18 protein-coding genes are annotated in these 21234 nt (G+C 40.0%); all 18 read left to right on the forward strand.

Annotation, left to right across the window (positions count from 1 at the left end; translation table 11 throughout):
• Positions 1-2: 2 nt before the first annotated feature.
• On the forward strand, positions 3-533 hold the full coding sequence (locus QOL76_RS17475) for a DUF3341 domain-containing protein (protein ID WP_091692026.1): 531 nt from the start codon (positions 3-5) through the stop codon (positions 531-533).
• Between the two features lie 13 nt (positions 534-546).
• The gene (locus QOL76_RS17480; protein WP_283414249.1) at positions 547-1251 is read left to right on the forward strand and encodes a c-type cytochrome; all 705 of its coding nucleotides are present in this window, start codon (positions 547-549) and stop codon (positions 1249-1251) included.
• A gap of 2 nt (positions 1252-1253) precedes the next feature.
• Entirely contained in the window at positions 1254-2546 is a 1293-nt protein-coding gene (locus tag QOL76_RS17485; RefSeq protein ID WP_283414250.1) for a quinol:cytochrome C oxidoreductase, read from the forward strand.
• A gap of 22 nt (positions 2547-2568) precedes the next feature.
• Positions 2569-3600: a cytochrome c oxidase subunit II gene (locus QOL76_RS17490; RefSeq protein ID WP_283414251.1), complete on the forward strand. Its 1032-nt coding sequence runs from the start codon at positions 2569-2571 to the stop codon at positions 3598-3600.
• 18 nt (positions 3601-3618) lie between these two features.
• Positions 3619-5502, forward strand: a complete 1884-nt coding sequence (locus QOL76_RS17495; protein WP_283414252.1) for a cytochrome c oxidase subunit I — start codon at positions 3619-3621, stop codon at positions 5500-5502.
• Positions 5486-6562 carry a COX15/CtaA family protein gene (locus QOL76_RS17500; RefSeq protein WP_283414253.1) on the forward strand — a complete coding sequence of 359 codons (1077 nt, stop codon included), beginning with the start codon at positions 5486-5488 and terminating at the stop codon, positions 6560-6562. Before QOL76_RS17495 ends, QOL76_RS17500 begins: the two co-directional genes overlap by 17 nt.
• A gap of 2 nt (positions 6563-6564) precedes the next feature.
• Positions 6565-7467 carry a heme o synthase gene (gene cyoE, locus QOL76_RS17505; RefSeq protein WP_283414254.1) on the forward strand — a complete coding sequence of 301 codons (903 nt, stop codon included), beginning with the start codon at positions 6565-6567 and terminating at the stop codon, positions 7465-7467.
• A gap of 2 nt (positions 7468-7469) precedes the next feature.
• The gene (locus QOL76_RS17510) at positions 7470-8051 is read left to right on the forward strand and encodes a cytochrome c oxidase subunit 3 (protein ID WP_283414255.1); all 582 of its coding nucleotides are present in this window, start codon (positions 7470-7472) and stop codon (positions 8049-8051) included.
• Positions 8052-8078: 27 nt separating this feature from the next.
• The gene (locus QOL76_RS17515; RefSeq protein WP_283414256.1) at positions 8079-8855 is read left to right on the forward strand and encodes a cytochrome c oxidase subunit 3; all 777 of its coding nucleotides are present in this window, start codon (positions 8079-8081) and stop codon (positions 8853-8855) included.
• A gap of 18 nt (positions 8856-8873) precedes the next feature.
• Positions 8874-9206, forward strand: coding sequence for a cytochrome C oxidase subunit IV family protein (locus tag QOL76_RS17520; RefSeq protein WP_283414257.1), 333 nt, complete (start codon positions 8874-8876; stop codon positions 9204-9206).
• A gap of 76 nt (positions 9207-9282) precedes the next feature.
• Positions 9283-9957: an SCO family protein gene (locus tag QOL76_RS17525; protein WP_283414258.1), complete on the forward strand. Its 675-nt coding sequence runs from the start codon at positions 9283-9285 to the stop codon at positions 9955-9957.
• Positions 9938-10492 carry a DUF420 domain-containing protein gene (locus tag QOL76_RS17530; RefSeq protein ID WP_283414259.1) on the forward strand — a complete coding sequence of 185 codons (555 nt, stop codon included), beginning with the start codon at positions 9938-9940 and terminating at the stop codon, positions 10490-10492. The genes QOL76_RS17525 and QOL76_RS17530 overlap by 20 nt, the downstream gene beginning before the upstream one ends.
• Before the next feature lie 34 nt (positions 10493-10526).
• Positions 10527-10778: a hypothetical protein gene (locus QOL76_RS17535; protein ID WP_283414260.1), complete on the forward strand. Its 252-nt coding sequence runs from the start codon at positions 10527-10529 to the stop codon at positions 10776-10778.
• Between the two features lie 55 nt (positions 10779-10833).
• Positions 10834-14538, forward strand: a complete 3705-nt coding sequence (locus QOL76_RS17540) for a sensor histidine kinase (protein WP_283414261.1) — start codon at positions 10834-10836, stop codon at positions 14536-14538.
• Positions 14539-14584: 46 nt separating this feature from the next.
• Positions 14585-18049 (forward strand): hypothetical protein, encoded by a 3465-nt coding sequence (locus QOL76_RS17545; RefSeq protein ID WP_283414262.1) that lies wholly within the window; start codon positions 14585-14587, stop codon positions 18047-18049.
• Between the two features lie 63 nt (positions 18050-18112).
• A complete protein-coding gene (locus QOL76_RS17550) occupies positions 18113-18817 on the forward strand; it encodes an SDR family oxidoreductase (RefSeq protein WP_283414263.1) in 705 nt (234 codons plus the stop codon).
• 5 nt (positions 18818-18822) lie between these two features.
• Positions 18823-20805, forward strand: coding sequence for a (E)-4-hydroxy-3-methylbut-2-enyl-diphosphate synthase (gene ispG / locus QOL76_RS17555; RefSeq protein WP_283414264.1), 1983 nt, complete (start codon positions 18823-18825; stop codon positions 20803-20805).
• A gap of 99 nt (positions 20806-20904) precedes the next feature.
• Entirely contained in the window at positions 20905-21099 is a 195-nt protein-coding gene (locus QOL76_RS17560; protein WP_283414265.1) for a DUF6728 family protein, read from the forward strand.
• The last annotated feature ends 135 nt before the right edge of the window (positions 21100-21234 follow it).

Here is a 21234-nt window from a genome sequence, read left to right on the forward strand (position 1 = left end):
TCATGGAAAGAGATACACATTTTGTTACTGGAGTTTACGAAGACGAGGATGTATTGCTTCAGGCAATCACCCAAGTAAGGTCTTCAGGTATTAAAATCCATGAGGTCTATTCACCATATCCTGTTCACGGGATAGATGATTACCTAGGATATAAAAGAAGTAAGTTGCCAATTGCAGCTTTCTTATTCGGATTGCTTGGAACTACTTTGGCTTTGACCATGCAGTTTTACATGATGAAGTTTGACTGGCCAATGATCATTGGTGGTAAGGATTATGGCGCTTTTCCTGACTTTATTCCTGTTACATTCGAATTGACTGTCTTGTTGGCATCATTCGGAATGGTAGGCGTATTTATGGTAAGTACTAACCTGAAGCCTTGGGCACAACCTAGAATCTTTGATTTAAGAATCACTGACGATAAGCATGTGATGGCAATTGACATAGCAAATAACTCAGCTATGGAATTGGCAAAGATTGAAGAGATATTGAAATCTTCTGGAGCATCAGAGGTTAATAAAAAAAGTTTTGAATAGTAAATCTGGAAAAATGAAGATTGCTAAGACACTAAGTATTTTAGGGATTGCAGCAGCAGGGATTGCCCTTGCGGGCTGTAGAGCCGGAGGCGAAAATCAAGGCTTGGAATATGCCCCTCAGATGTATCACTCGGTAGCCTACGAACCATTGACTCAAATCATGGATTCAGAGACTAAGGGAGATTTGATCTCTACCCGAGAAGATGGAAAGGGAGAATATTTTAACAGTAATATCAACAACCCTCACAATATGAATATGCGAGAGCCTGTTGCCAATACTGTTCCTAGAAATAAACAAGGCTATTTGCCGTATCGCTACAAGGCTTTTGAAATAGAGGAAGCCGGTGCTACGATGAAAAACCCTATAGAGCTATCTGATGAAGTGCTTACAGATGGTAAAAGATTATACCAACTTTACTGTACTCCCTGTCATGGAACAGGTGGCATGGGTGATGGCAAAGTCGGAGAAATCATTGGTGGTGTTGCTAACTTGACAGGTGGCGCCTATGTTGGACTTTCCGAAGGTCATATTTTTCACGTGATCACTAAAGGTAAAGGCAGAATGGGAGCTCATGGATCTCAGATTACACCAGAAAACAGATGGAAAATTGTTCACTACGTGAAACAAGAAATCCAAGGTGGTCAGAATGCTGATAATGCAGTAGCAGTAGTAGCGGAAGACCAAGATGTTACACAACTAGAAACTCCAGCTAATTAATTATGGCTCATCACGTACAACACTTTAATCTGGATCAGAAGTTTGATTTCACCGATGCTATTAAGAAAATCGTTTTTACGGTTTTGGGTATTGGTGCTGCATTGCTAGTCATTGGTATTTTAATGGCGGTGTTTGGTGGTGGTCACCACGAAGCAGCTGAAGCAGAAGGACATGCTTTTCATTGGTATGAGCGACTTTACGCTAACTTGTGGATAAACAATGTCTACTTCACAGGTATTGCTATTATCGGTGTATTCTTTTTCGCTATACAATATGCTGCTCAGGCAGGGTGGTCTACGGCTATCATTAGAGTTATGCTTTCTCTTGGTAACTGGTTGCCAATAGCAGGGATCTTGATGATCGTTACCTTCTTTATTGCAAATCACGATTTGTTCCATTGGACTCACGCTTATCTATTTGATAAGTCGTCTCCGGAATACGATAGCATAATCGACGGAAAAGGTTCATTCTTCTATTGGCCTATGGCAAAAGGAACATTCCCAATATTCTACATTTTTAGAATGGTATTGTTCTTTGGATTCTGGGTATTCTTTTTCAAGAAATTCCAACAATTCACTTACAACGAAGACATTATCGGTGGCACTTATTCCTGGTACAAAATCAGAAGCTGGTCAGCCTTTTTCTTGATCTTCTTTGCTGTATCTTCTTCGATAGCTGCATGGGATTGGGTGATGTCCATTGACACGCACTGGTTCTCTACACTATTTGGCTGGTATGTATTCTCATCTTGGTTTGTTGCAGGTTTGTCTGCGATTACTTTGATCACGATCTTCTTGAAGAGCCAAGGCTTGTTGGAGATGGTCAATGAGAATCACGTTCATGATTTGGGTAAATTCATCTTTGGGTTCACCATTTTCTGGACTTACTTATGGTTTTCTCAGTTCCTGTTGATCTATTATGCCAACATTCCTGAAGAGACTGTGTACTTCATTGAAAGATTGTCGAGCGATATTTATGGTCCTTTCATATTTGTGAACTTGGGGCTAAACTTTGTCCTACCTTTCTTGTTATTAATGACAAGAGATTCTAAAAGACATGGAGTATTCTTGAAACTGGTTTGTGCTCTAATCATCGCTGGTCACTGGGTGGATTTCTTCCTAATGGTTCAGCCTGGTACTTTAGGACACAATGGAGGAGTTGGGTTTATGGAAGTAGGTATGTTCTTGGTATATGGAGCTGCATTCACATTCGTAGTTCTTTCTGGATTGGCAAAAGGGAACCTAGTTCCTAAAAACCATCCAATGCTTGAAGAAAGCTATAATCATCACATTTAATAACAGCCGAAATAATTAAGGTATGTACGGATTTCTGATTGGAGTAGGGGTTCTTTTGATATTTTCCATAATATGGATGGTCTATCGAATCCAAACATTAGTCTCAGTTGTAAAAGGATCGGATAAAAAGATCGCATCAGGGAGTAATAAGGTTAATGCTATATTATTTATCGTTTTCCTGGTAGCAGGAGGAGCTTTAATGTTCTGGTATTCTATCAAAGAATTTGATAATTATCAGTTGCCAATTGCATCAGAGCATGGCGTGATTACAGATTCTTTGTTTTGGTGGTCAATGGGTGTGACTGGTATAGTTTTCTTGATCACTCATATCTTGCTTTTCATTTTCCCATACAAATATCAATACAGCGAGAAGCGTAAGGCATCCTTTTATCCTGACAACAACAAGCTCGAGGTAATCTGGACAATCGTTCCAGCAATCGTTCTTGCAGGTTTGGTGATTTCAGGTTGGGTAGCTTGGTCGGATATTACTGCTCCTGCTCCTGAAAATGCCCATACTATAGAGATTATGGGGTATCAGTTTGCTTGGGAAGTGAGATATCCTGGTAAAGACAATGTATTAGGAGACTATGATTATCGATTGATCACAGCTACTAATTCACATGGGATAGATTTCTCAGATAAAAACTCTGTTGATGATTTTCCATCTCCTGTAGTAGTAATTCCTAAAGGGGAGCCTGTGCTCTTTAAAATCAGAGCAAGGGATGTGCTTCATTCAGTATTCGCCCCTCATATGAGATTGAAAATGGATGCTGTACCTGGCATGCCAACTCGTTTTTGGTTTGTCCCTACCAAGACAACTGCTGAAATGAGAGAAGAGACAGGAAATCCGGATTTCAATTATGAGATTGCTTGTACAGAAATTTGTGGAAGAGGTCATTTCTCTATGAGAAAAGTAATCGAGGTAGTAGAGCCTGAGGCTTATCAGAAGTGGTATGCGGAGCAGAGATCTTTTATCCAAATGAATCCAGCTTTGGCTTCTGGTGTGTCTGCGGAGGTAAAGGAAGTAGCAGAAGTTCAATTAACTGAAAAGTAACAAACAAAATTATAGATTATGTCAACAGCATCTGTCGCAAATCATGACGCAGCCCACGATCATCACGATCATGAGCATCATGATAATTTTGTAACGAAATATATCTTCTCTCAAGATCACAAAATGATCGCAAAACAGTACTTGGTTACTGGTATGTTTTGGGCTCTTATAGGTGGATTACTTTCTATCCTATTTAGATTACAATTGGGTTTTCCAGAAATGGATATGTCTTTCCTTCGTCCAATTCTTGGAGGTTGGATAGATGAAGCAGGGAAATTGGATCCTACATTCTACTTGGCATTAGTTACAATGCACGGTACCATAATGGTATTCTTTGTATTGACAGCAGGTTTGAGTGGGACATTTTCCAATTTCTTGATTCCATTGCAAATTGGAGCGAGAGATATGGCTTCTGGATTTATGAATATGCTATCGTACTGGTTGTTTTTCCTTTCCGGTGTGATCATGTTTATTTCACTTTTCCTTAAAACTGGTCCTGCTGCAGGTGGATGGGTGGTGTATCCACCGCTTTCAGCTTTGGAGCAAGCTATTCCAGGTTCAGGCTTGGGGATGACTCTTTGGTTGGTCGCTATGACCTTCTTTATTGCTTCCTCTCTTATGGGGGGTATCAATTACATCACCACAGTGATTAACTTGAGAACAAAAGGAATGTCTTTCTCTAAACTTCCTTTGACTATCTGGGCTTTCTTCTTGACAGCTGTGATCGGCCTTTTGTCCTTTCCAGTATTATTTGCAGCAGCATTGTTACTTGTATTTGACAGAAGCTTTGGTACTTCATTTTACCTTTCTGATATCTATATCGGTGGGGAAGCGCTTCCAAACACCGGCGGTAGCCCAGTATTGTACCAGCATTTATTCTGGTTCTTAGGCCACCCTGAAGTTTACATCGTATTGCTTCCTGCTTTGGGTATTACTTCTGAAGTAATTGCTACCAACTCAAGAAAGCCAATCTTCGGGTACAAAGCGATGATTATATCTTTGCTAGGTATTACTGTTCTTTCCTTCGTGGTTTGGGCTCACCATATGTTCGTATCAGGTATGAATCCATTCCTTGGATCTATCTTTATGTTCTTAACCTTGATCATCGCAGTGCCTTCAGCAGTAAAAGTATTTAACTACTTGACAACGCTTTGGAGAGGTAACTTGATCTTCACTCCTGCGATGTTGTTCTCAATAGGTCTAGTTTCCTTCTTTATTTCCGGTGGTTTGACTGGTATTTTCCTGGGGAACTCAGCTATTGATATCCAATTGCACGATACTTATTTTGTAGTAGCTCACTTCCACTTAGTGATGGGTTCTGCGTCCTTTTTCGGAATGATAGCGGGTGTTTACCACTGGTTCCCTAAAATGTTCGGAAGAATGATGGATGCCAAATTGGGTTACATTCACTTCTGGATCACTTTTGTAGGAGTTTACATGGTATTCTTCCCTATGCACTACATAGGTATTGCTGGCTTCCCAAGAAGATATTACAGCTGGACAAACTTTGAGTTTGCCAATATGTACACTGATTTGAACATGTTTGTATCTGTTGCTGCTATTATCACCTTTAGTGCTCAGTTCATATTCTTGTTCAATTTCTTCTACTCAATGTATAAAGGTAGAAAAGCCACACTTAACCCTTGGAGATCTAATACGCTTGAGTGGACTACACCAGTAGAACCAGGGCATGGTAACTGGCCAGGCGAAATTCCTGCAGTTTATAGATGGCCATATGACTACTCTAAGCCAGGTGCTGAAGAGGATTTCATCCCACAGACAGTACCTCTTTCTGCAACTCCTGAATCCAACCTTCCTCATGAGCAAGAATTGGTGAAAGTTGAGTTGGAAATTATGAAGGAAGAAGAGGAAGTTTTGGTCTCAAATGAAACAAGTCACTAATAAATCAATAAGCAGCTTTCGTCGTGTTAATTTAATCACGGTGATAGCTGTTTATATACTGATTCTAATTGGTGGAATAGTAAGGAGCACCGGTTCTGGTATGGGGTGCCCTGATTGGCCAAAATGTTTTGGAAGTGTGATTCCCCCAACGAATGTGGATCAACTTCCTTCAAATTATCAGGAGATTTATCTCAATAAAAGATTGGCCAAGAACGAAAGGTTCGTGGCAACACTTGAAAAATTAGGATTCTCAGAAAAGGCTAAGGAGATAGCTAATGATAAATCCATTCTGATCGAAGAGGAATTTAATGCAGTTAAGACCTGGATAGAATACCTGAATAGATTGGCTGGAGTTGTAATTGGTCTATTGATCGTTTTGACTGTATGGAAATCATTTCCCCTCAGAAAAGCAGATCGTTGGATTACAATTTTATCTGTTTTCAATCTAGTCTTAGTCATTTTCATTGGGTGGATTGGTTCCATTGTAGTGTCTACTAATTTGCTGCATTGGATGATTACTTTCCACATGATATTGGCTTTGCTTCTCGTTTCACTTTTGATCTATGTTTATCATAGGTCGGGTAAGTTGATTGCGGGTCCGGGAGTGAAGATGGATGTGCCAAAAAGAATTGAACTAGTGCTATTTATCGGGACGGTATTAATGGTAGTTCAGATTGTTTTAGGCACTCAGGTACGAGAACAGATAGATGTTATCTCTTCTTCTTTAGGTAATATGCTTAGAGATGAGTGGATAGGAAGAGTGGGCTTGGATTTTCTTATTCATAGATCATTTTCCTTAATTCTACTAGGAATCCATGTCTTATATTTCTTTTGGGCATTTAAATATACCCTAAGAAAGTCTCAAGTTAATCTTTGGTCTCAGCTCTTGATGATTTTGATTATACTGGAAATAGCTACAGGAATGGGAATGGCGTACTTTGGTATTCCTGCCTTTCTTCAGCCAATCCATCTCTTATTAGGTTCTTTGATTATAGGGGTTCAAGTTATTTTACTTCTTGAAATCAAAGAAAACATTCAGTTTCGATTAAATACAAATTGATCATGAGGACAGTTTCAGTAACTGACCATAGTAGTAGTTTAGTGCTAAGCAAATTGAAGGCTTACGCTGAGTTGATTAAATTAAGGCTTTCAGCTTTGGTTACCTTTTCTGCTGTATTTGGTTATATACTTGGTGATCGTGGTGTTAGTTTCGGGTGGTCTGGGTTTTTAGGCTTAGCTCTAGGCGGCTTCTTGATTAGCGGTGCATCCTGTGCTGCAAATGAAATTTTAGAGCGTGATCTGGATAAGCTAATGAAGCGTACTCAAAACCGTCCTCTTCCATTAAAACTTATTTCCTTACAAGAAGCCCTTTGGGTGACCTCCCTAGTCGCAGTGATTGGTGTAGGGTTGCTTTGGTACTTTACTAACCCCTTGACTACATGGCTAGGTGTATTGAGCATGGTCCTTTATGTCTTTGTTTATACCCCGTTGAAGCGTGTAGGTCCTGTAGCAGTATTTGTAGGTGCGATCCCGGGAGCACTTCCTCCTTTGTTAGGGTGGACTGCAGCGACTGGTTCTATAACCCATGAAGCTTTGATAATCTTCGGTATTCAGTTTATCTGGCAGTTCCCACATTTTTGGGCAATCGCTTGGGTGGGGGATGAAGACTATAAGGCTGCTGGATTTAAGTTACTACCAAGTGGTGGCGGGAAAGACCTCAATACAGCAATTCAAATTATGATATACACTTTGTTCTTGTTACCTCTAGGATTGCTCCCAAGCTATTTTGGACTTACAGGGATGACATCAGGTATAGTAGCCACCGTTTGTGGGGTGTTGTTTTTGGCTCAGACTTTCTCTTTAATGAAAGACTGTTCGCGTAAATCAGCTTTACGAATAATGTTTGGTTCCTTTTTGTATTTGCCAATTGTGCAGATTGCTTACCTCTTAGATAAATTACCTTAAGAATGGAAAAGGAACTTAAATACGTAGATATGGTTGAGCAGCCCATTGCAATGCATCCTAAAAAGTTTGCATTATGGCTGTTCCTAGTGACCGTGGTGATGATCTTTGCTGCCCTTACTAGCGCCTATATAGTTCGGCAATCTGAGGGGAATTGGTTGGAATATGACCTCCCTACCATTTTCTGGTATAGCTCAGGAATAGTTGTAATTAGTAGCATTTGCCTTCAGTATGCTTATTCAGCTGCTAAAAAAGATAATTTTGTAGGACTTAGGGCAGGCCTTAGTTTGGCAGTGCTGTTTGGTATCGCTTTCCTTGTTAGTCAATGGTACAGCTGGGTAGCCTTAGTTGATGAAAATGTGTTTTTCGTTGGCAATCCTTCGGGATCATTTCTCTATGTATTCACGGGATTGCATGCTGTTCACTTAATCAGCGGTGTGATATTTCTGATTATTGTATTAATTTCGACCTACAGATATAAAGTGCATTCCAAGTCTATGGATACACTTGAAATGGCAACTACTTTCTGGCATTTTCTAGCTGCATTGTGGTTATATCTATTTATGTTTTTGCTTTTGAATCATTAAAATAAACCAAGTACAAATTAATATCTTATGTCTGCGCATTCTACTGCTATAGGAGTAAGCTCGAAAAGAGGCGTTTGGGGAGGTGGTAATGAACCTCTCAAAGCTAGCTATGGAAAACTCATGATGTGGTTTTTCCTTCTTTCTGATATCTTTACTTTTGCCGCTTTTTTGATTACCTATCTTGCCATTCGGGTAAGTTATCCGGCTTATGCTGGCCCTGCCACTGAGTTTGTGGGGTCTAATGAGTACTGGCCAATACCTGAATTGGTTTTTGATGCTATTCCATTTGTACATGGAGTTCATGCACCGCTTGTATTCGTAGGTATAATGACTTTTATTTTGATTGCAAGCTCTGTTACTATGGTGTTGGCTGTAGAAGCTGGACACCGGAATGACAGAAATGATGTAGTAAAATGGATGCTTTGGACGCTAGTAGGAGGTATTACTTTCCTAAGCTGTCAGGCATGGGAGTGGAGTCACTTCATTCACGGATCTGAAAATGGTGTTGTTTTAAATTATATCAATGGAATTAGCCAAAATGTAACAGAGACTGTATTTGGTGCAAACCTGTTGGTAAATGAATATGGGCCTGCTTCCTTTGCAAACCTATTCTTCTTCATCACGGGATTCCACGGTTTCCACGTAACGATAGGTGTTATCCTCCTATTTATGGTGTTTTACCAAGCTGCGGTGGGCGTATACGATAGAAGAGGTCACTACGAGATGGTTGAAAAAGTCGGATTGTACTGGCACTTTGTAGATCTTGTTTGGGTCTTTGTATTTACTTTATTCTACCTGATCTAAGCTATAACAATTAGAATTATGGATATTCAAGAAAATAAATCAACGCTTAACGTAGTTCCAAGGAACAACGATAAGATTAAGAAAATCTGGAAGACTGCTTTGATTTTGCTAGCTATAACTGCTGCAGAATTCGTAATGGCTTTCACAATGCCTAGAGGAATCATCCTTTATGTATTGTTCATGGCATTGACAATATGGAAAGCTAAATATATCATCATGCAATTCATGCACCTTGGTGATGAAGTGAAGCCTTTGATCTATTCTATTCTAGTTCCTATCGCATTCTTGTTTTGGCTGATCATTGTCTTAATCAAAGAAGGCTCGGATATATTCAACATGCGTTGGTTCTAAACAGAGTTTAAAAGATATTTTAAAAGGAAGGTTGAAGTGAGAAACTTTGACCTTCCTTTTTTGTTAAATCACTAATATGAGAAGTTTGAGATTATTACAAGGTATGGTGCTAGTCTGCATACTCTTGGTGCCCATATTAATTTTCCTGTTTCTTAAGGGGTTTGGTAATAACACATATGATATCCCCGTTTTTTTTGAAAAGGGCGTCGATAATCCTTTTCAGGAATGTCCTATTGCTGATACTACCCAGCATTACATTCCGGAATTCACCTTCACCAATCAAGATGGGGAACAAGTAGGAAGAGCTGATATGGAAGGTAAAGTGACAATTGTTGACTTTTTCTTTACATCCTGTCCAAGTATCTGTCCTAAAATGTCTGCTGAGATGGAGCGCGTTAATGATATGTTTAGAGATGAAGACAAGGTGCGAATCATGTCTATTAGCATTGATCCCACTTATGACAGTCCGGAGGTCTTAAAGAAATATGCAGAGGAGCATCATGCTGAAGCCGGAAAGTGGGACTTTCTAACGGGTGGGGTTCAGGAAACCTATGATTTAGCAAAATGTGGTTTTATCATTCCTAGTGTAGATGGGTTAGGTGTTCCTGATGATTTTGTTCATAGTGACAAATTTGTATTAGTTGATGAACAAGGAAGAATAAGAGGGTATTATAGTGGAACCTCTCGGGAAGATGTGGATTTATTAATGTTGGAGACTAAAGTTTTATTACATGCAAGCGAAGGAAAATAGTTTGTTGGAGAATGAAGGGAAAGTTAAAGGATGGATTATCGCCATTTCGGTAATTATTCCTGTGGCAGTAGCCGTGCTCATATTCATGCCTACTAAAATTGACTTGGGGTCTGAATGGGTTTATTTTTTACCTCACCTTAATGCTGTGATGAATACCGCCGCTACGGTAGCATTGATAGCAGGCTTGGTTTTTATCAAAAACGGGAATATCCCATATCACCGCGCCTCCATGACCACAGCATTTGTATTAGGAGCTATATTCCTTGTTTCTTATGTAATTTATCATGCAGCTGCTGAGAGCACTTCATTTGGAGGTGAAGGGTCTATTCGGAGTATTTACTATTTTCTTTTAATTACTCATATTGTCCTTGCAGCAGTAGCACTTTTTCCAATCTTGTTCGCATACTATTACGGTTACACTGAACAGTATGTCAAGCACCGAAAAGTTGTTAAATTTGCCTATCCAATCTGGCTTTATGTAACAGTCTCCGGTGTGATTGTTTACTTGATGATCAGTCCTTATTATCTACATTAAAAACCTACCTTCAATTCCGTTCGTAGGAAATAGTATGCAAAAAGCTCTTAAAATAGGATTTCTTTCTCTGATTGCTCTATTGCTACACACTGCCACTTATGCTCAGTGTGCTATGTGTCGCGCATCCGTCGAAAATAATGTAAGCAACGGAGACACTAGCGTGGCTGCTGGTCTTAATCTAGGGATTATGTATTTGTTCGTGATGCCGTACCTAATAGCGATGGTGCTGGGATTTTTCTGGTATCGTAATGCTAAGAAAAGAAAAGCTAAAATTGCCATGCACTAACGAATAGAGGAGCAAAGTTTGATCAAAGACTTTGCTTTTTTTATTTTACATCTAAATGAAGCAGGATTCCCGCCGCCTGATCATATTGATCAGTATTTTCTCTCTTCTTGCAGTATTGATTTTGAATTTCTTTTTCTTTCAGAAAAGTGATCAGGACACCTATTTGCAAGCGCTACAAGATCGGATTCAGACTATTGACAAAGAATTTGATGAGGATTTCATTCAGGTTCTAATGGAGGTTAGACCAGATGATACCTTAAGTTTTGGTCAAATCAGTACTCCTTTACACAAACATCCTTTTTTTATACTTAGTCCGGAAAAAGAGCTATTATTCTGGTCAGACTTTACACTTACGTTGGATTTTTCACAAGTTGATCTTTCCAAAGAATACCAGTTGTTGGACGATCCTTATGGTACGCTTTTGTTAAAAATAAGGAGCGTGAAAAGGAATGGGGCTGATTATATTATGCTTCACGTGCTTAGGCTGATTTGGCCAGGCAACATTGAAAACAACTACCTAATCACTGGTCCCAATCCAGAAATCTTTGGAAATAATAGATTTGAGTTGCTTGCGAATCCCGAGGCAGGAGCTGCAATAGTTAAGAACCCTGCGGGGATTCCACTTTTCGGGATCAATTTTCTTTTTGGATATAGCCCGGCAGGAAGAGTTGTTAATCCTGCAATCCTAATTTTCTTTACATCGGTTTTCCTTCTCTACTTTCTATTGAGCTCTGATTTTGTGCTGAGTAAGTGGAAATCAGGAAGAAGATGGCAAGCTATAAGCTACGCGATTTTTGTACTTGGGGCATTTAGATTTATGATGTTGATCCTGGATTTCCCAAGTAACTACCTCAATTTGTCATTATTTGATTCTGCCAATTATGCCTCTTCCTGGTTCAATCCTAGTTTGGGGGATTTGTTGATTAATACGATCTGTGGTGTTTTGATTTTAGCCATGGTTATCTATCAACTTGCTTCGAGAGTAATGCATGAAAAAATTAAAGTGCTAAAGAGCAAGAATGAGTTTTTGGTATTTTTCTTCTTTTCCTTCCTGATTAGTTCAATAGGCTTGTACCTGGTATGGTCACTTCCGAGAGACTTGATGATCAACTCGCAATGGGCCTTAGACATCAGCTCTATCCCATCATTTGATTGGTTTAAAGGACTAAGTTTCTTCATGCTATTCCTATGGGGCGCAGTATATGTCTTGCTTTCGCTTACTATGTTCAGTTTGCTTCTGGAGGTCAATAACCGCAAAAAAGACTATTACAAGTGGATTGCTGTTTTAGGTCTGCCCATCGCGGTAGCTTTATTTTTCTTTTCGCTCTGGGGAGGTATTGTATGGCTTATCCATCTTATTTTCTTGATCATAATTATCCGTCTGGAGCTTTTCAAAAACGCATTTAAACTAGGTCTAGATACCTTTCTCACTTTTTTCTTTGCATGTTTGGTGGCTGCCATTATTGGAGGGATAAGTACTTTTCAAACAGAGAAAAGTGAGTTGATTCAATCGAAGAGTCGCTTCGCAAATCAAAATCTTATTGAGAATGATGTGATGACAGAGTTTTTCTTGGGTGAAATTTTCACCAGGATTAAAAATGATTTATTCATACAGAATAGAATAGCAGACCCACTTTTCTCCAAAGACCCGATTGAAACTAAAATCAGAAGAATTTATCTCGATAATTACTTTGATCAGTTTGAAGTACAAGTCCGGATTTTCTCTTCTTCAGGACAGCAAATTTTAGGTTCCTCTAATTCAGAAAGTCTAAAAGATCTTCAGTTGGAGTACATAAATAGCGATTATGCAACTAGCGTGAAGGATCTGTACTTTATCAGAGGAAATGAGGCTAATAATGGAAACCGCTTTATTGCCTTTGTACCAATGAGCAAAGAAGGGACGTCGCTAGGAACTGTTTTTCTTGAGCTTCGACAGTTGCGCGTACAGCCTACGAGTGTATATCCTAAATTATTATTGGATAAGAAATATAATGACAAGCTCGATCCTATAATTTATGATTATGCCATTTTCAAGGAGGGAGAATTTATCAGGAATTCCGGCTCGTTTAATTATCTCAATAGTGGTTTTAGTCGAGTACTGAGTCGCAATGCTTTATTGACTGAGGGAGTGCACCAAGACGGATATCATCATTTTGGGATAAAAAATGGGGATGAGTTGATAATTGTCTCATCAAAGAATATTTCAGTCGCTCATTTCTTTGGGAATATTTCGCTATTCTTTGTGCTGTTTGTGATTATGACTTTCCTGGCTATTCTGATAAATACATTGATCACTGGAGTCAAAAATTTCGAATTCAATTACTCCACCAAGCTTCAGCTTTACCTTAATTTCGCTTTCTTTTTCCCCATCCTCATTATCAGTATTATCACGATTGGCTTGTTGGCTAATAGCTATCGGGATGATCTGGATAGACAATACATCCAAAAGGCAGCGTTGATCAGAGGCAATCTTGGTAGCTTTCTCAATAACCAGCGTCTTGAAAATGTAGATAACGATCTACTCAATGAGGAAGTGAATGAATTGGCAAATACCATAGCCAGTGACATCCATATTTATACCACTAAGGGCAAATTAGAGTCTACCAATCGCCCAAATATCTTTGATAAGAAAATTCTGGCGCCGATAATTAATCCTAAAGCGATGGCTGAAATTGAAGAAATGGGGCAGTCCCAGTTTCTGGCTGATGAGCAAATCGGGAAATTGCGTTATAAGTCTGTTTATTTATCAATTCCAGCCACAGCGAATCAGCAGAATTTAGGAATTTTGGCTGTTCCATTCTTTGAGTCAGAAACAGAATTGAATACGTTGATCGCAGATGTGTTGAGCAATATTTTCAATGCCTTTGTGGTGATTTTCATTTTGTTTTTATTTGTCTCCTACTTTGTCTCCACTAACCTTACTTTCCCTTTCAAATTGCTTACACAAAAGCTGAAGGCTACCAATTTGGAAGATAACGAACCTATGTATTGGGGATCAAAAGATGAAATAGGGTTACTTGTAAATGAATACAACAACATGCTTTTTAAGCTTGAAAGCTCGAAGAAAGTACTCGCATCCACCGAGAAAGAATCTGCTTGGAGGGAAATGGCAAAGCAGGTAGCACATGAGATCAAGAATCCACTTACACCAATGAAGCTTACTCTGCAGCATTTGATTCGCCTTCAGGATGCTGGCAGATTAGATGATGCAGAAAAGCTGAAACGATCGCTGGAGACGTTGATCCATCAGGTAGATGCACTTAGTGGGATAGCATCCTCATTTTCCACTTTTGCAAAAATGCCTTTGCCAAATAATGAGTTGATGAACTTCAAAGCTGTGCTGAATAAAGTGTTGGAGTTATTCAGTGGCGATCAGCAAGTTGAGTTGGTTTTTCAGGACGATTCATTTACAGATAATATTCCGATTTTGGGTGATGATAAGCTTTTTGGACGAGTAATTTCCAATCTTATAATTAATGGGGTTCAAGCTGTCGAGCCAGGAGTCAAGCCAATTATACGTATTTGGCTTTGGATGACTGATCAGGCGGTTTTTCTTGAAATTACAGATAATGGTAAAGGGATTTCGGATGATCTAAAGGATAAAATCTTCATTCCAAATTTCTCTACCAAGTCCACAGGATCGGGCTTGGGATTGGCTATCGCAAAAAGTGGAGTAGAGACAGCGGGAGGTAAAATCTGGTTTGAAACTGAGGTTGGAAAGGGTACCACATTCTATCTCACCTTTCCATTGATGGGATAATTCATCTTTTTAGTACCTTCCAACCAAAAGGGATTTCGGAGTGAGCATGCGTAATTGGCTACTTTTCTGGGTATTAGTGTGTGGCTTTTCCAATTCGGTAATGGCTCAGGAAAAATGCCGATGGGTACAGTCTGAGGTTTTTGCAATTCCTACAGTTCCAGACTCGCTTTCCTTATTGGAAGAAACTATCAGAATTACAGATAAGGAAGGGATTTCGTATAATTTCAAATATGATCTAAATGCTAATAAGCTTCAAGTGCTTTTTGAAAGTGAAGTAAAACCTGATTCACTTTTGCTTTGCTACAGGACTTTTTCCATACGCTTTGATCAGCCAGTTGCGCGCAGGACTTTATTGTCGGATTATGATTCTACAGCTCAATTCAAAGACCATAGAATGGCTGAGTTGCCTGCTTTTGATTTTCGTGAGGAGCTTTTTCCAACGACAAACCTTTACAAATCGGGAAGTCTCACGCGCGGAATTTCCTTCGGAAATACACAAAATGTATTTGTCAACTCAGCGCTTAACCTTCAACTAGAAGGCGATATTTCCGAAAATCTAAAAATCCGTGCAAGTATCACCGATCAAAATGTACCATTTCAACCGGAAGGAAATACACAACAAATCCAGGACTTTGACAATGTGCTGATCGAGTTGTATAATGATGATTTTAGTTTGGCGGCGGGAGATGTGGTTTTGCAGCAGCGGCAGTCTGAATTTCTGCGCTATTACAAAAATGTGCAGGGATTGCAGTTTACCTCCAAATACAAGATGAGTGATAAGTGGACCGCGAGTTCCCAAGCTTTTGCTTCCATTGCCAAAGGGAAATTTGCGTCGATTCAATTACCAATTTTGGAAGGGGTGCTCGGCCCGTATCGAGTTAGTGGGCCAAATAATGAGCGATTTGTAATCATCATGGCCAATTCCGAGCGGGTATTTCTGGATGGAAAGCAGCTAAAGCGAGGTTTCAATGAAGATTATGTGATTGATTACAATCAGGCAGAAATCACCTTTACCCCAAAAGTTCTAATCACTCAATATTCCCGAGTTAGGGTTGATTTTGAATATGCAGAGCGGAATTATTCCCGATCTATCATCGGCGCGAATCACAGCCAAACAAACGGAAAAGTGGATGTGTATCTGAATTATTACCAGGAAAAAGACAATAGAAAACGTCCGCTTTTTACAGATTTTTCCCAGAGTGAATTAGGACTAATGGCTTTAGTAGGCGATAGTGCAACACTTGCGAGAACACCTCGGATCGATAGCGTTGCTTTTGATCAGAATAGAATTTTATATAAAAAAGTCACCGAGTTTGATATTCTGGGGAATCCATTGGTTTATTATGAATATTCCAATGATCCTGAGCTAGCTCACTATGATTTGGGCTTTTCCCAAGTAGGATCTGGGCTTGGAGATTATCGTCGTTCCAACCAATTGTCGAACGGGACAGTCTACGAATATGTTCCGCGACAAAATGGACAGCCACAGGGTGATTATTCTATTTTGTCCCAATTGCCACTTCCCGATAGCAAACGAATGGTGACTGCTGGCTCAAGGATACGGCTAAATGAGCATGAGAAAGTTTATACAGAATTGGCGCTTTCTTCAGTGGACAAAAATCTATTTTCTGAATTAGATGATGATGACAATCAAGGGCTGGGGATGAAGGTTGGCTTGCAAAGTGAAGGTCGGGAGTCTTCACTTTTCAAAGGTTATATCATGAAAGGGCAGACGGAGTACGAATACAATTCCACCAACTTCAATTTTATAGATCGATTTAGATATATCGAGTTTGATCGGGATTGGGGGCTTAGCCAGCAAGCTTTGCAAAGTGCAGCTGCGGAGCAGTTTTTCCGCGCTGGGATTGGTTTCGAAAAAGATGTGCTCAATCGATTCGACTATCTTTTTTACCTGAGAAATAGAGAAAATGTGTTGAACGGAACACAGCATTCAGCTAACTGGAATTTGCAGTTGGGTCCCAAAATCAGACTCAGGCAAGAGTTTTTTCGCTTGAATTCCACTCAGGATTCATTGAAGTCTGACTGGACTCGGTACTTGGGTGATGTGAGTTATAATTCCATAATCATCGTTCCAGGCTATCAGTTTTCATTGGATCAAAATGCTTTGAGAAGTGCCGAGACGGATTCGGTTGTGAGCACAGCAATGAACTATAAGCAGCATTTGCTCTATTTGCGAAGCAATGACTCACTCAGATATTCCTTTTTGGCTGATGCAGCTTGGCGTGAAGATAAGGCTCCTATAGCTGGAGAATTGCTAAATGATACCAGAGCTTTTACTTCCAACTTTACTTTCAGAAAGCAATGGACTCAGCACAGCCTGAGCAGTACGTTTACTTACAGGGAACTGGAGTATTTGCAGCGCGATCTCCAATCCGAACTTACCGTAATGGGTAAGCTAGATTATCAGGGAAGCTTGGGTAAAAATCTCATTCGAAATGAAATCAGCTATGCCATTGGAAACGGGCGGGAGTTGCAACGGGAATTCGTCTTTTTGCCAGCTCCAAATGGTGATGGGACGCATACTTGGAGAGATGATAATGGAGATGGCGTACAGCAGCTGAATGAATTTTACTTGGCAATCAACCCAGAAGAAAAGCAATACATCAAGATATTTGTACCGACTGATACCTATATCCAAGCCTACACAAGTATTTTGAATTACAGATTACAGGCAAAATTCCCGGAAACTTGGAAAGAGGTTGGTGGCTTGCGGACATTTTTGCATAAGTTTTCAAATACCACCAGTCTGAGTGTGGAGAAGAAAGTCACTTCGGATGACTTTGTGGATCGGATAAATCCTTTTATTGGAGGAGTGAATAGGGAAGACGTTTTATCTCTCAGGCAAGTGATCCGCTCGAGTTTTTTCTTCAATCGGGCTTCTGCCAGTTATGGATTTGATTTGTCATATTTCGATTCTCAGTTCAAGCAATTGCTTTCCGGAGGATTTGAAGATTTGATTCAGAAGGATTGGAAGTTGAATACGAGGTATAATTTCAATGGACAGACTACTTTGAGGATTATAGCAAGAACCGGCAACCGTCTTTCGGCATCTGATTTCTTAGAAAACAGGAATTACAATATTTCTCAAAATCAAATTGGACCTGAGTTTTCCTGGCAACCCACACCATATTTCCGGACTACAGCTACTTATTCTTTTACGGGAAAAGTCAATACCGAGAATATTGAGTTCGAGGAAAAGGCGCAATTGCATCAAGTAGGACTAGATCTTCGATTTGCGCGAGCAGTAAAAACTACGCTGACAGGCAATCTCAAGTTGATTCAGATTGATTACAATGGTGTTGCAAATTCTCCAGTTGGCTATGAAATGCTCCAAGCGTTGACACCAGGAACAAATGTCACTTGGAATGTGAATTGGCTACAGAAAATAGGAGAGGGGTTACAATTAAACTTGGTGTATGAAGGTCGAAATTCCCAGGGTTTGGATCGGATTGTCCATGTTGGGAGAATGCAAGTTTCCGCTCTATTTTGATAAAAACATGTAACTTTGCCGAAGGAGAATAGTTGTCACACTAACTATTAAACTACGAATCAAATGAGCAAAAGCATTCTCGTCACCGGAGGTACCAAAGGAATAGGAAGAGCGATTATTGAGCGCTTCGCAGCGGAAGGTTTTGACGTCTTCACCTGTGCGCGAAATGCAGCTGACTTAGCTGACTTGAAGACTTATTTGGAAAGCCAATATCCTTCGATAAACATTCTGGCGATTCAGGCTGACCTTTCCAAAAAGGAAGAAGTGACTAAGTTTGTAGATGAAATCAAATCAGTTTCGATTCCTGATGTCTTGGTAAATAACACCGGAGTCTTTTTGCCAGGTGCTATTCACAATGAGCCTGAAGGGAATTTTGAGCTAATGATGCAAACCAATTTGTATTCTGCTTATTATCTGACTCGTGGTTTTGTCAACGAAATGATTGCGAAGAAATCAGGACATATTTTCACCATGGGCTCAGTCGCTGGACTTACAGCCTACCCAAATGGGGGTACTTATGCTGTTTCCAAATGGGCGATGCTCGGAATGACCAAGTGTCTGCGTGAAGAATTAAAACCACATCAGATCAAAGTAACATCCATTCTTGCCGGCGCAACTTATACTTCGAGCTGGGAAGGAGTTGATTTGCCTGTGGAGCGATTTATGAAAGCAGAAGATGTGGCCGAGAGTGTTTGGGCCGCTTATAACCTTTCGCCCCAATCTGTTGTTGAAGAACTAGTAATCCGACCTCAATTAGGAGATATATAAACCCCATGCATACAAATATTAAATCTTTAGACCTGCTGTATTGCGATAGTCTGACAAGTTACTCAAGGAGAAAAACCATTCCGGTAAAAATTGGTGATGTCGTCATTGGCGGTGATAATCCCATTGTAGTCCAATCCATGACTACGGTGGATACCATGGATACTGAAGGCTCAATCGAGCAAAGTATTCGCATGATTGAGGCGGGTTGTGAACTGGTGAGAATTACAGCTCCAAGCATTAAGGAAGCAGAGAATTTAAGACATATCAAGGATGGGCTTCGTAAAAGAGGATACAATACACCATTGGTTGCTGATATTCACTTTACCCCAAATGCTGCAGAAGTAGCAGCTAGGATCGTAGAAAAAGTACGCGTGAATCCAGGGAATTATGCGGACAAGAAGAAATTCGAAGTAATAGAATATACAGATGAGACGTATCAAGAAGAGCTGGATCGTATTCGCGAGCGGTTTTTGCCTTTGGTGAAAATCTGCAAGGAACACGGAACGGCGATGCGAATTGGAACAAACCATGGTTCTCTTTCTGATCGGATCATGAGTAGATATGGTGATACTCCACTGGGAATGGTGGAGTCAGCATTGGAATTTTTGAGAATCTGTGAAGATGAGAATTACTACGATATCGTAATCTCCATGAAGTCTTCGAATACTCAGGTTATGGTTCAAGCTTACCGGTTGCTTGTAGAGAAGCTGGACGAAGGAGGATTCAAACCTTACCCTTTGCACCTCGGAGTGACTGAAGCTGGCGAAGCGGAAGACGGTAGAATCAAATCGGCTGTTGGAATTGGGACATTGCTGGAAGATGGTTTGGGAGATACGGTTCGTGTATCCTTGACAGAAGATCCTGAGTTTGAAGCGCCAGTTGCTAAAGCATTGATCGACCGCTATGCACATCGTGCAGGACATGCGGAGATAAAGTCTATTGAAAATTATCCAGTCAATCCTTACGAGCATTTCAAGCGCCACTCTGCAGAGATTTACAATTTTGGTGGACATAATGTCCCAAGGGTAATTACAGATATTTCAAAGGTTGAAAAGATTACAGAAAAGGAAATGAAGTCTGTAGGTCATTTCTATTTGCCAGAACTGGACAAGTGGAAAATGAATGACCAAGGCTGTGATTTTGTTTATTCTGGAGCCAACCCGATTCCTTTTATGCTACCAAATGGGATGAAGGAAATACAGGATGCAGCGATATGGACTGTTGGTTCTGATCAGCAAAATAAATTCCCCCTTTACGATTTAGTGGGTTTTTCTTCTGCTGAGAAATTTCATAGAGAATTGAATTTCCTTGAAGTCTATGATACTGAGATAGCAGAGGCAATCACACTGACGTCAGATCGAAGGGATACTGTCTTGATTCTGAAAACTGAAAATAGACATGCGATGCCAGCAATGCGCCGGGCTTTTGTGAGTTTGCTTGAAGCCAAATCGGGCATTCCGGTGATTCTGAAAGTGAGTTACCCTGACCAATCTCAGGATGAGACTATGCTTTATGCTGCAACAGACGTTGGTGGGTTGTTGATAGATGGATTAGGCGATGGAATCTTTATTTCCTTAGAAAAGGAGAAAGAACATTCCCGCGAGGAAGTGTTAGCTCAAATCAAACTACATAATTCTGTGGGATTTGGAGTTTTGCAGGCAGCGAGAACTCGAATGTCGAAGACTGAATACATTTCCTGCCCTTCCTGTGGAAGAACCTTATTTGATTTGCAAGAAACTACCGCGATGATCCGTAAGCGAACTGATCATCTAAAAGGAGTGAAGATCGGAATTATGGGTTGCATCGTGAATGGTCCTGGAGAAATGGCAGACGCAGATTATGGCTATGTAGGATCGGGCAAAGGGAAAATTACGCTATACAAAGGCAAAGAAGTGATGAAGCGTTCCGTTCCTTCAGAGAAAGCCGTTGATAAGTTAATAGAAATAATCAAGGAAGACGGAATGTGGAACGAACCTGAGATTATCTGATTTTAGAAAAACCCTTCGAGGTTTTTAAAACCTCGAAGGGTTTTAAAATTTAAACCAAACCATTTCCCAATTCTATCTGTTTACAAAAAAACTCAAACCATGTCCGATAACAATAAAGTAAAAGGATTTTTCAAGTTCGGTGATTTTGGGAACTACTTCGTTCGTGTTTTTCAAAAGCCAGATCCAAACCAGAAGTCCAATTATAACCTTCGAATGATGCATGGAATCAACAAGATTTCTATCGTCGTATTTCTATTGGCAATTATTTTTTGGATAGTGAAAAGGTTTATTTAATCAGATAATTCTTTGCTAAAGAGCCTTTATGGTAAAAAGTGGTAATGTGGTCAAAAATAGTTGGTGACTTTGGTATAAAATTTCATTATAATCTGCGACAGATTTGAAGAGGACGTAAGCTCTGCTGAGGAGCAA

The sequence above is a fragment of the Algoriphagus winogradskyi genome, assembly GCF_900182815.1.
Lineage (GTDB): Bacteria > Bacteroidota > Bacteroidia > Cytophagales > Cyclobacteriaceae > Algoriphagus > Algoriphagus winogradskyi.

Excerpts from the sequence above, each read along its gene's own strand:
- QOL76_RS17495 (WP_283414252.1), top strand. The coding sequence starts at position 3,619 with ATGTCAACAGCATCTGTCGCAAATCATGACGCAGCCCACGATCATCAC.
- QOL76_RS17480 (WP_283414249.1), top strand. The coding sequence starts at position 547 with ATGAAGATTGCTAAGACACTAAGTATTTTAGGGATTGCAGCAGCAGGG.
- QOL76_RS17535 (WP_283414260.1), top strand. The coding sequence starts at position 10,527 with ATGCAAAAAGCTCTTAAAATAGGATTTCTTTCTCTGATTGCTCTATTG.
- QOL76_RS17485 (WP_283414250.1), top strand. The coding sequence starts at position 1,254 with ATGGCTCATCACGTACAACACTTTAATCTGGATCAGAAGTTTGATTTC.
- cyoE (WP_283414254.1), top strand. The coding sequence starts at position 6,565 with ATGAGGACAGTTTCAGTAACTGACCATAGTAGTAGTTTAGTGCTAAGC.
- QOL76_RS17500 (WP_283414253.1), top strand. The coding sequence starts at position 5,486 with ATGAAACAAGTCACTAATAAATCAATAAGCAGCTTTCGTCGTGTTAAT.
- QOL76_RS17550 (WP_283414263.1), top strand. The coding sequence starts at position 18,113 with ATGAGCAAAAGCATTCTCGTCACCGGAGGTACCAAAGGAATAGGAAGA.
- QOL76_RS17545 (WP_283414262.1), top strand. The coding sequence starts at position 14,585 with ATGCGTAATTGGCTACTTTTCTGGGTATTAGTGTGTGGCTTTTCCAAT.
- QOL76_RS17540 (WP_283414261.1), top strand. The coding sequence starts at position 10,834 with ATGAAGCAGGATTCCCGCCGCCTGATCATATTGATCAGTATTTTCTCT.
- QOL76_RS17525 (WP_283414258.1), top strand. The coding sequence starts at position 9,283 with ATGAGAAGTTTGAGATTATTACAAGGTATGGTGCTAGTCTGCATACTC.
- QOL76_RS17515 (WP_283414256.1), top strand. The coding sequence starts at position 8,079 with ATGTCTGCGCATTCTACTGCTATAGGAGTAAGCTCGAAAAGAGGCGTT.
- QOL76_RS17490 (WP_283414251.1), top strand. The coding sequence starts at position 2,569 with ATGTACGGATTTCTGATTGGAGTAGGGGTTCTTTTGATATTTTCCATA.
- QOL76_RS17475 (WP_091692026.1), top strand. The coding sequence starts at position 3 with ATGGAAAGAGATACACATTTTGTTACTGGAGTTTACGAAGACGAGGAT.
- QOL76_RS17530 (WP_283414259.1), top strand. The coding sequence starts at position 9,938 with ATGCAAGCGAAGGAAAATAGTTTGTTGGAGAATGAAGGGAAAGTTAAA.
- QOL76_RS17510 (WP_283414255.1), top strand. The coding sequence starts at position 7,470 with ATGGAAAAGGAACTTAAATACGTAGATATGGTTGAGCAGCCCATTGCA.
- QOL76_RS17560 (WP_283414265.1), top strand. The coding sequence starts at position 20,905 with ATGTCCGATAACAATAAAGTAAAAGGATTTTTCAAGTTCGGTGATTTT.
- QOL76_RS17520 (WP_283414257.1), top strand. The coding sequence starts at position 8,874 with ATGGATATTCAAGAAAATAAATCAACGCTTAACGTAGTTCCAAGGAAC.
- ispG (WP_283414264.1), top strand. The coding sequence starts at position 18,823 with ATGCATACAAATATTAAATCTTTAGACCTGCTGTATTGCGATAGTCTG.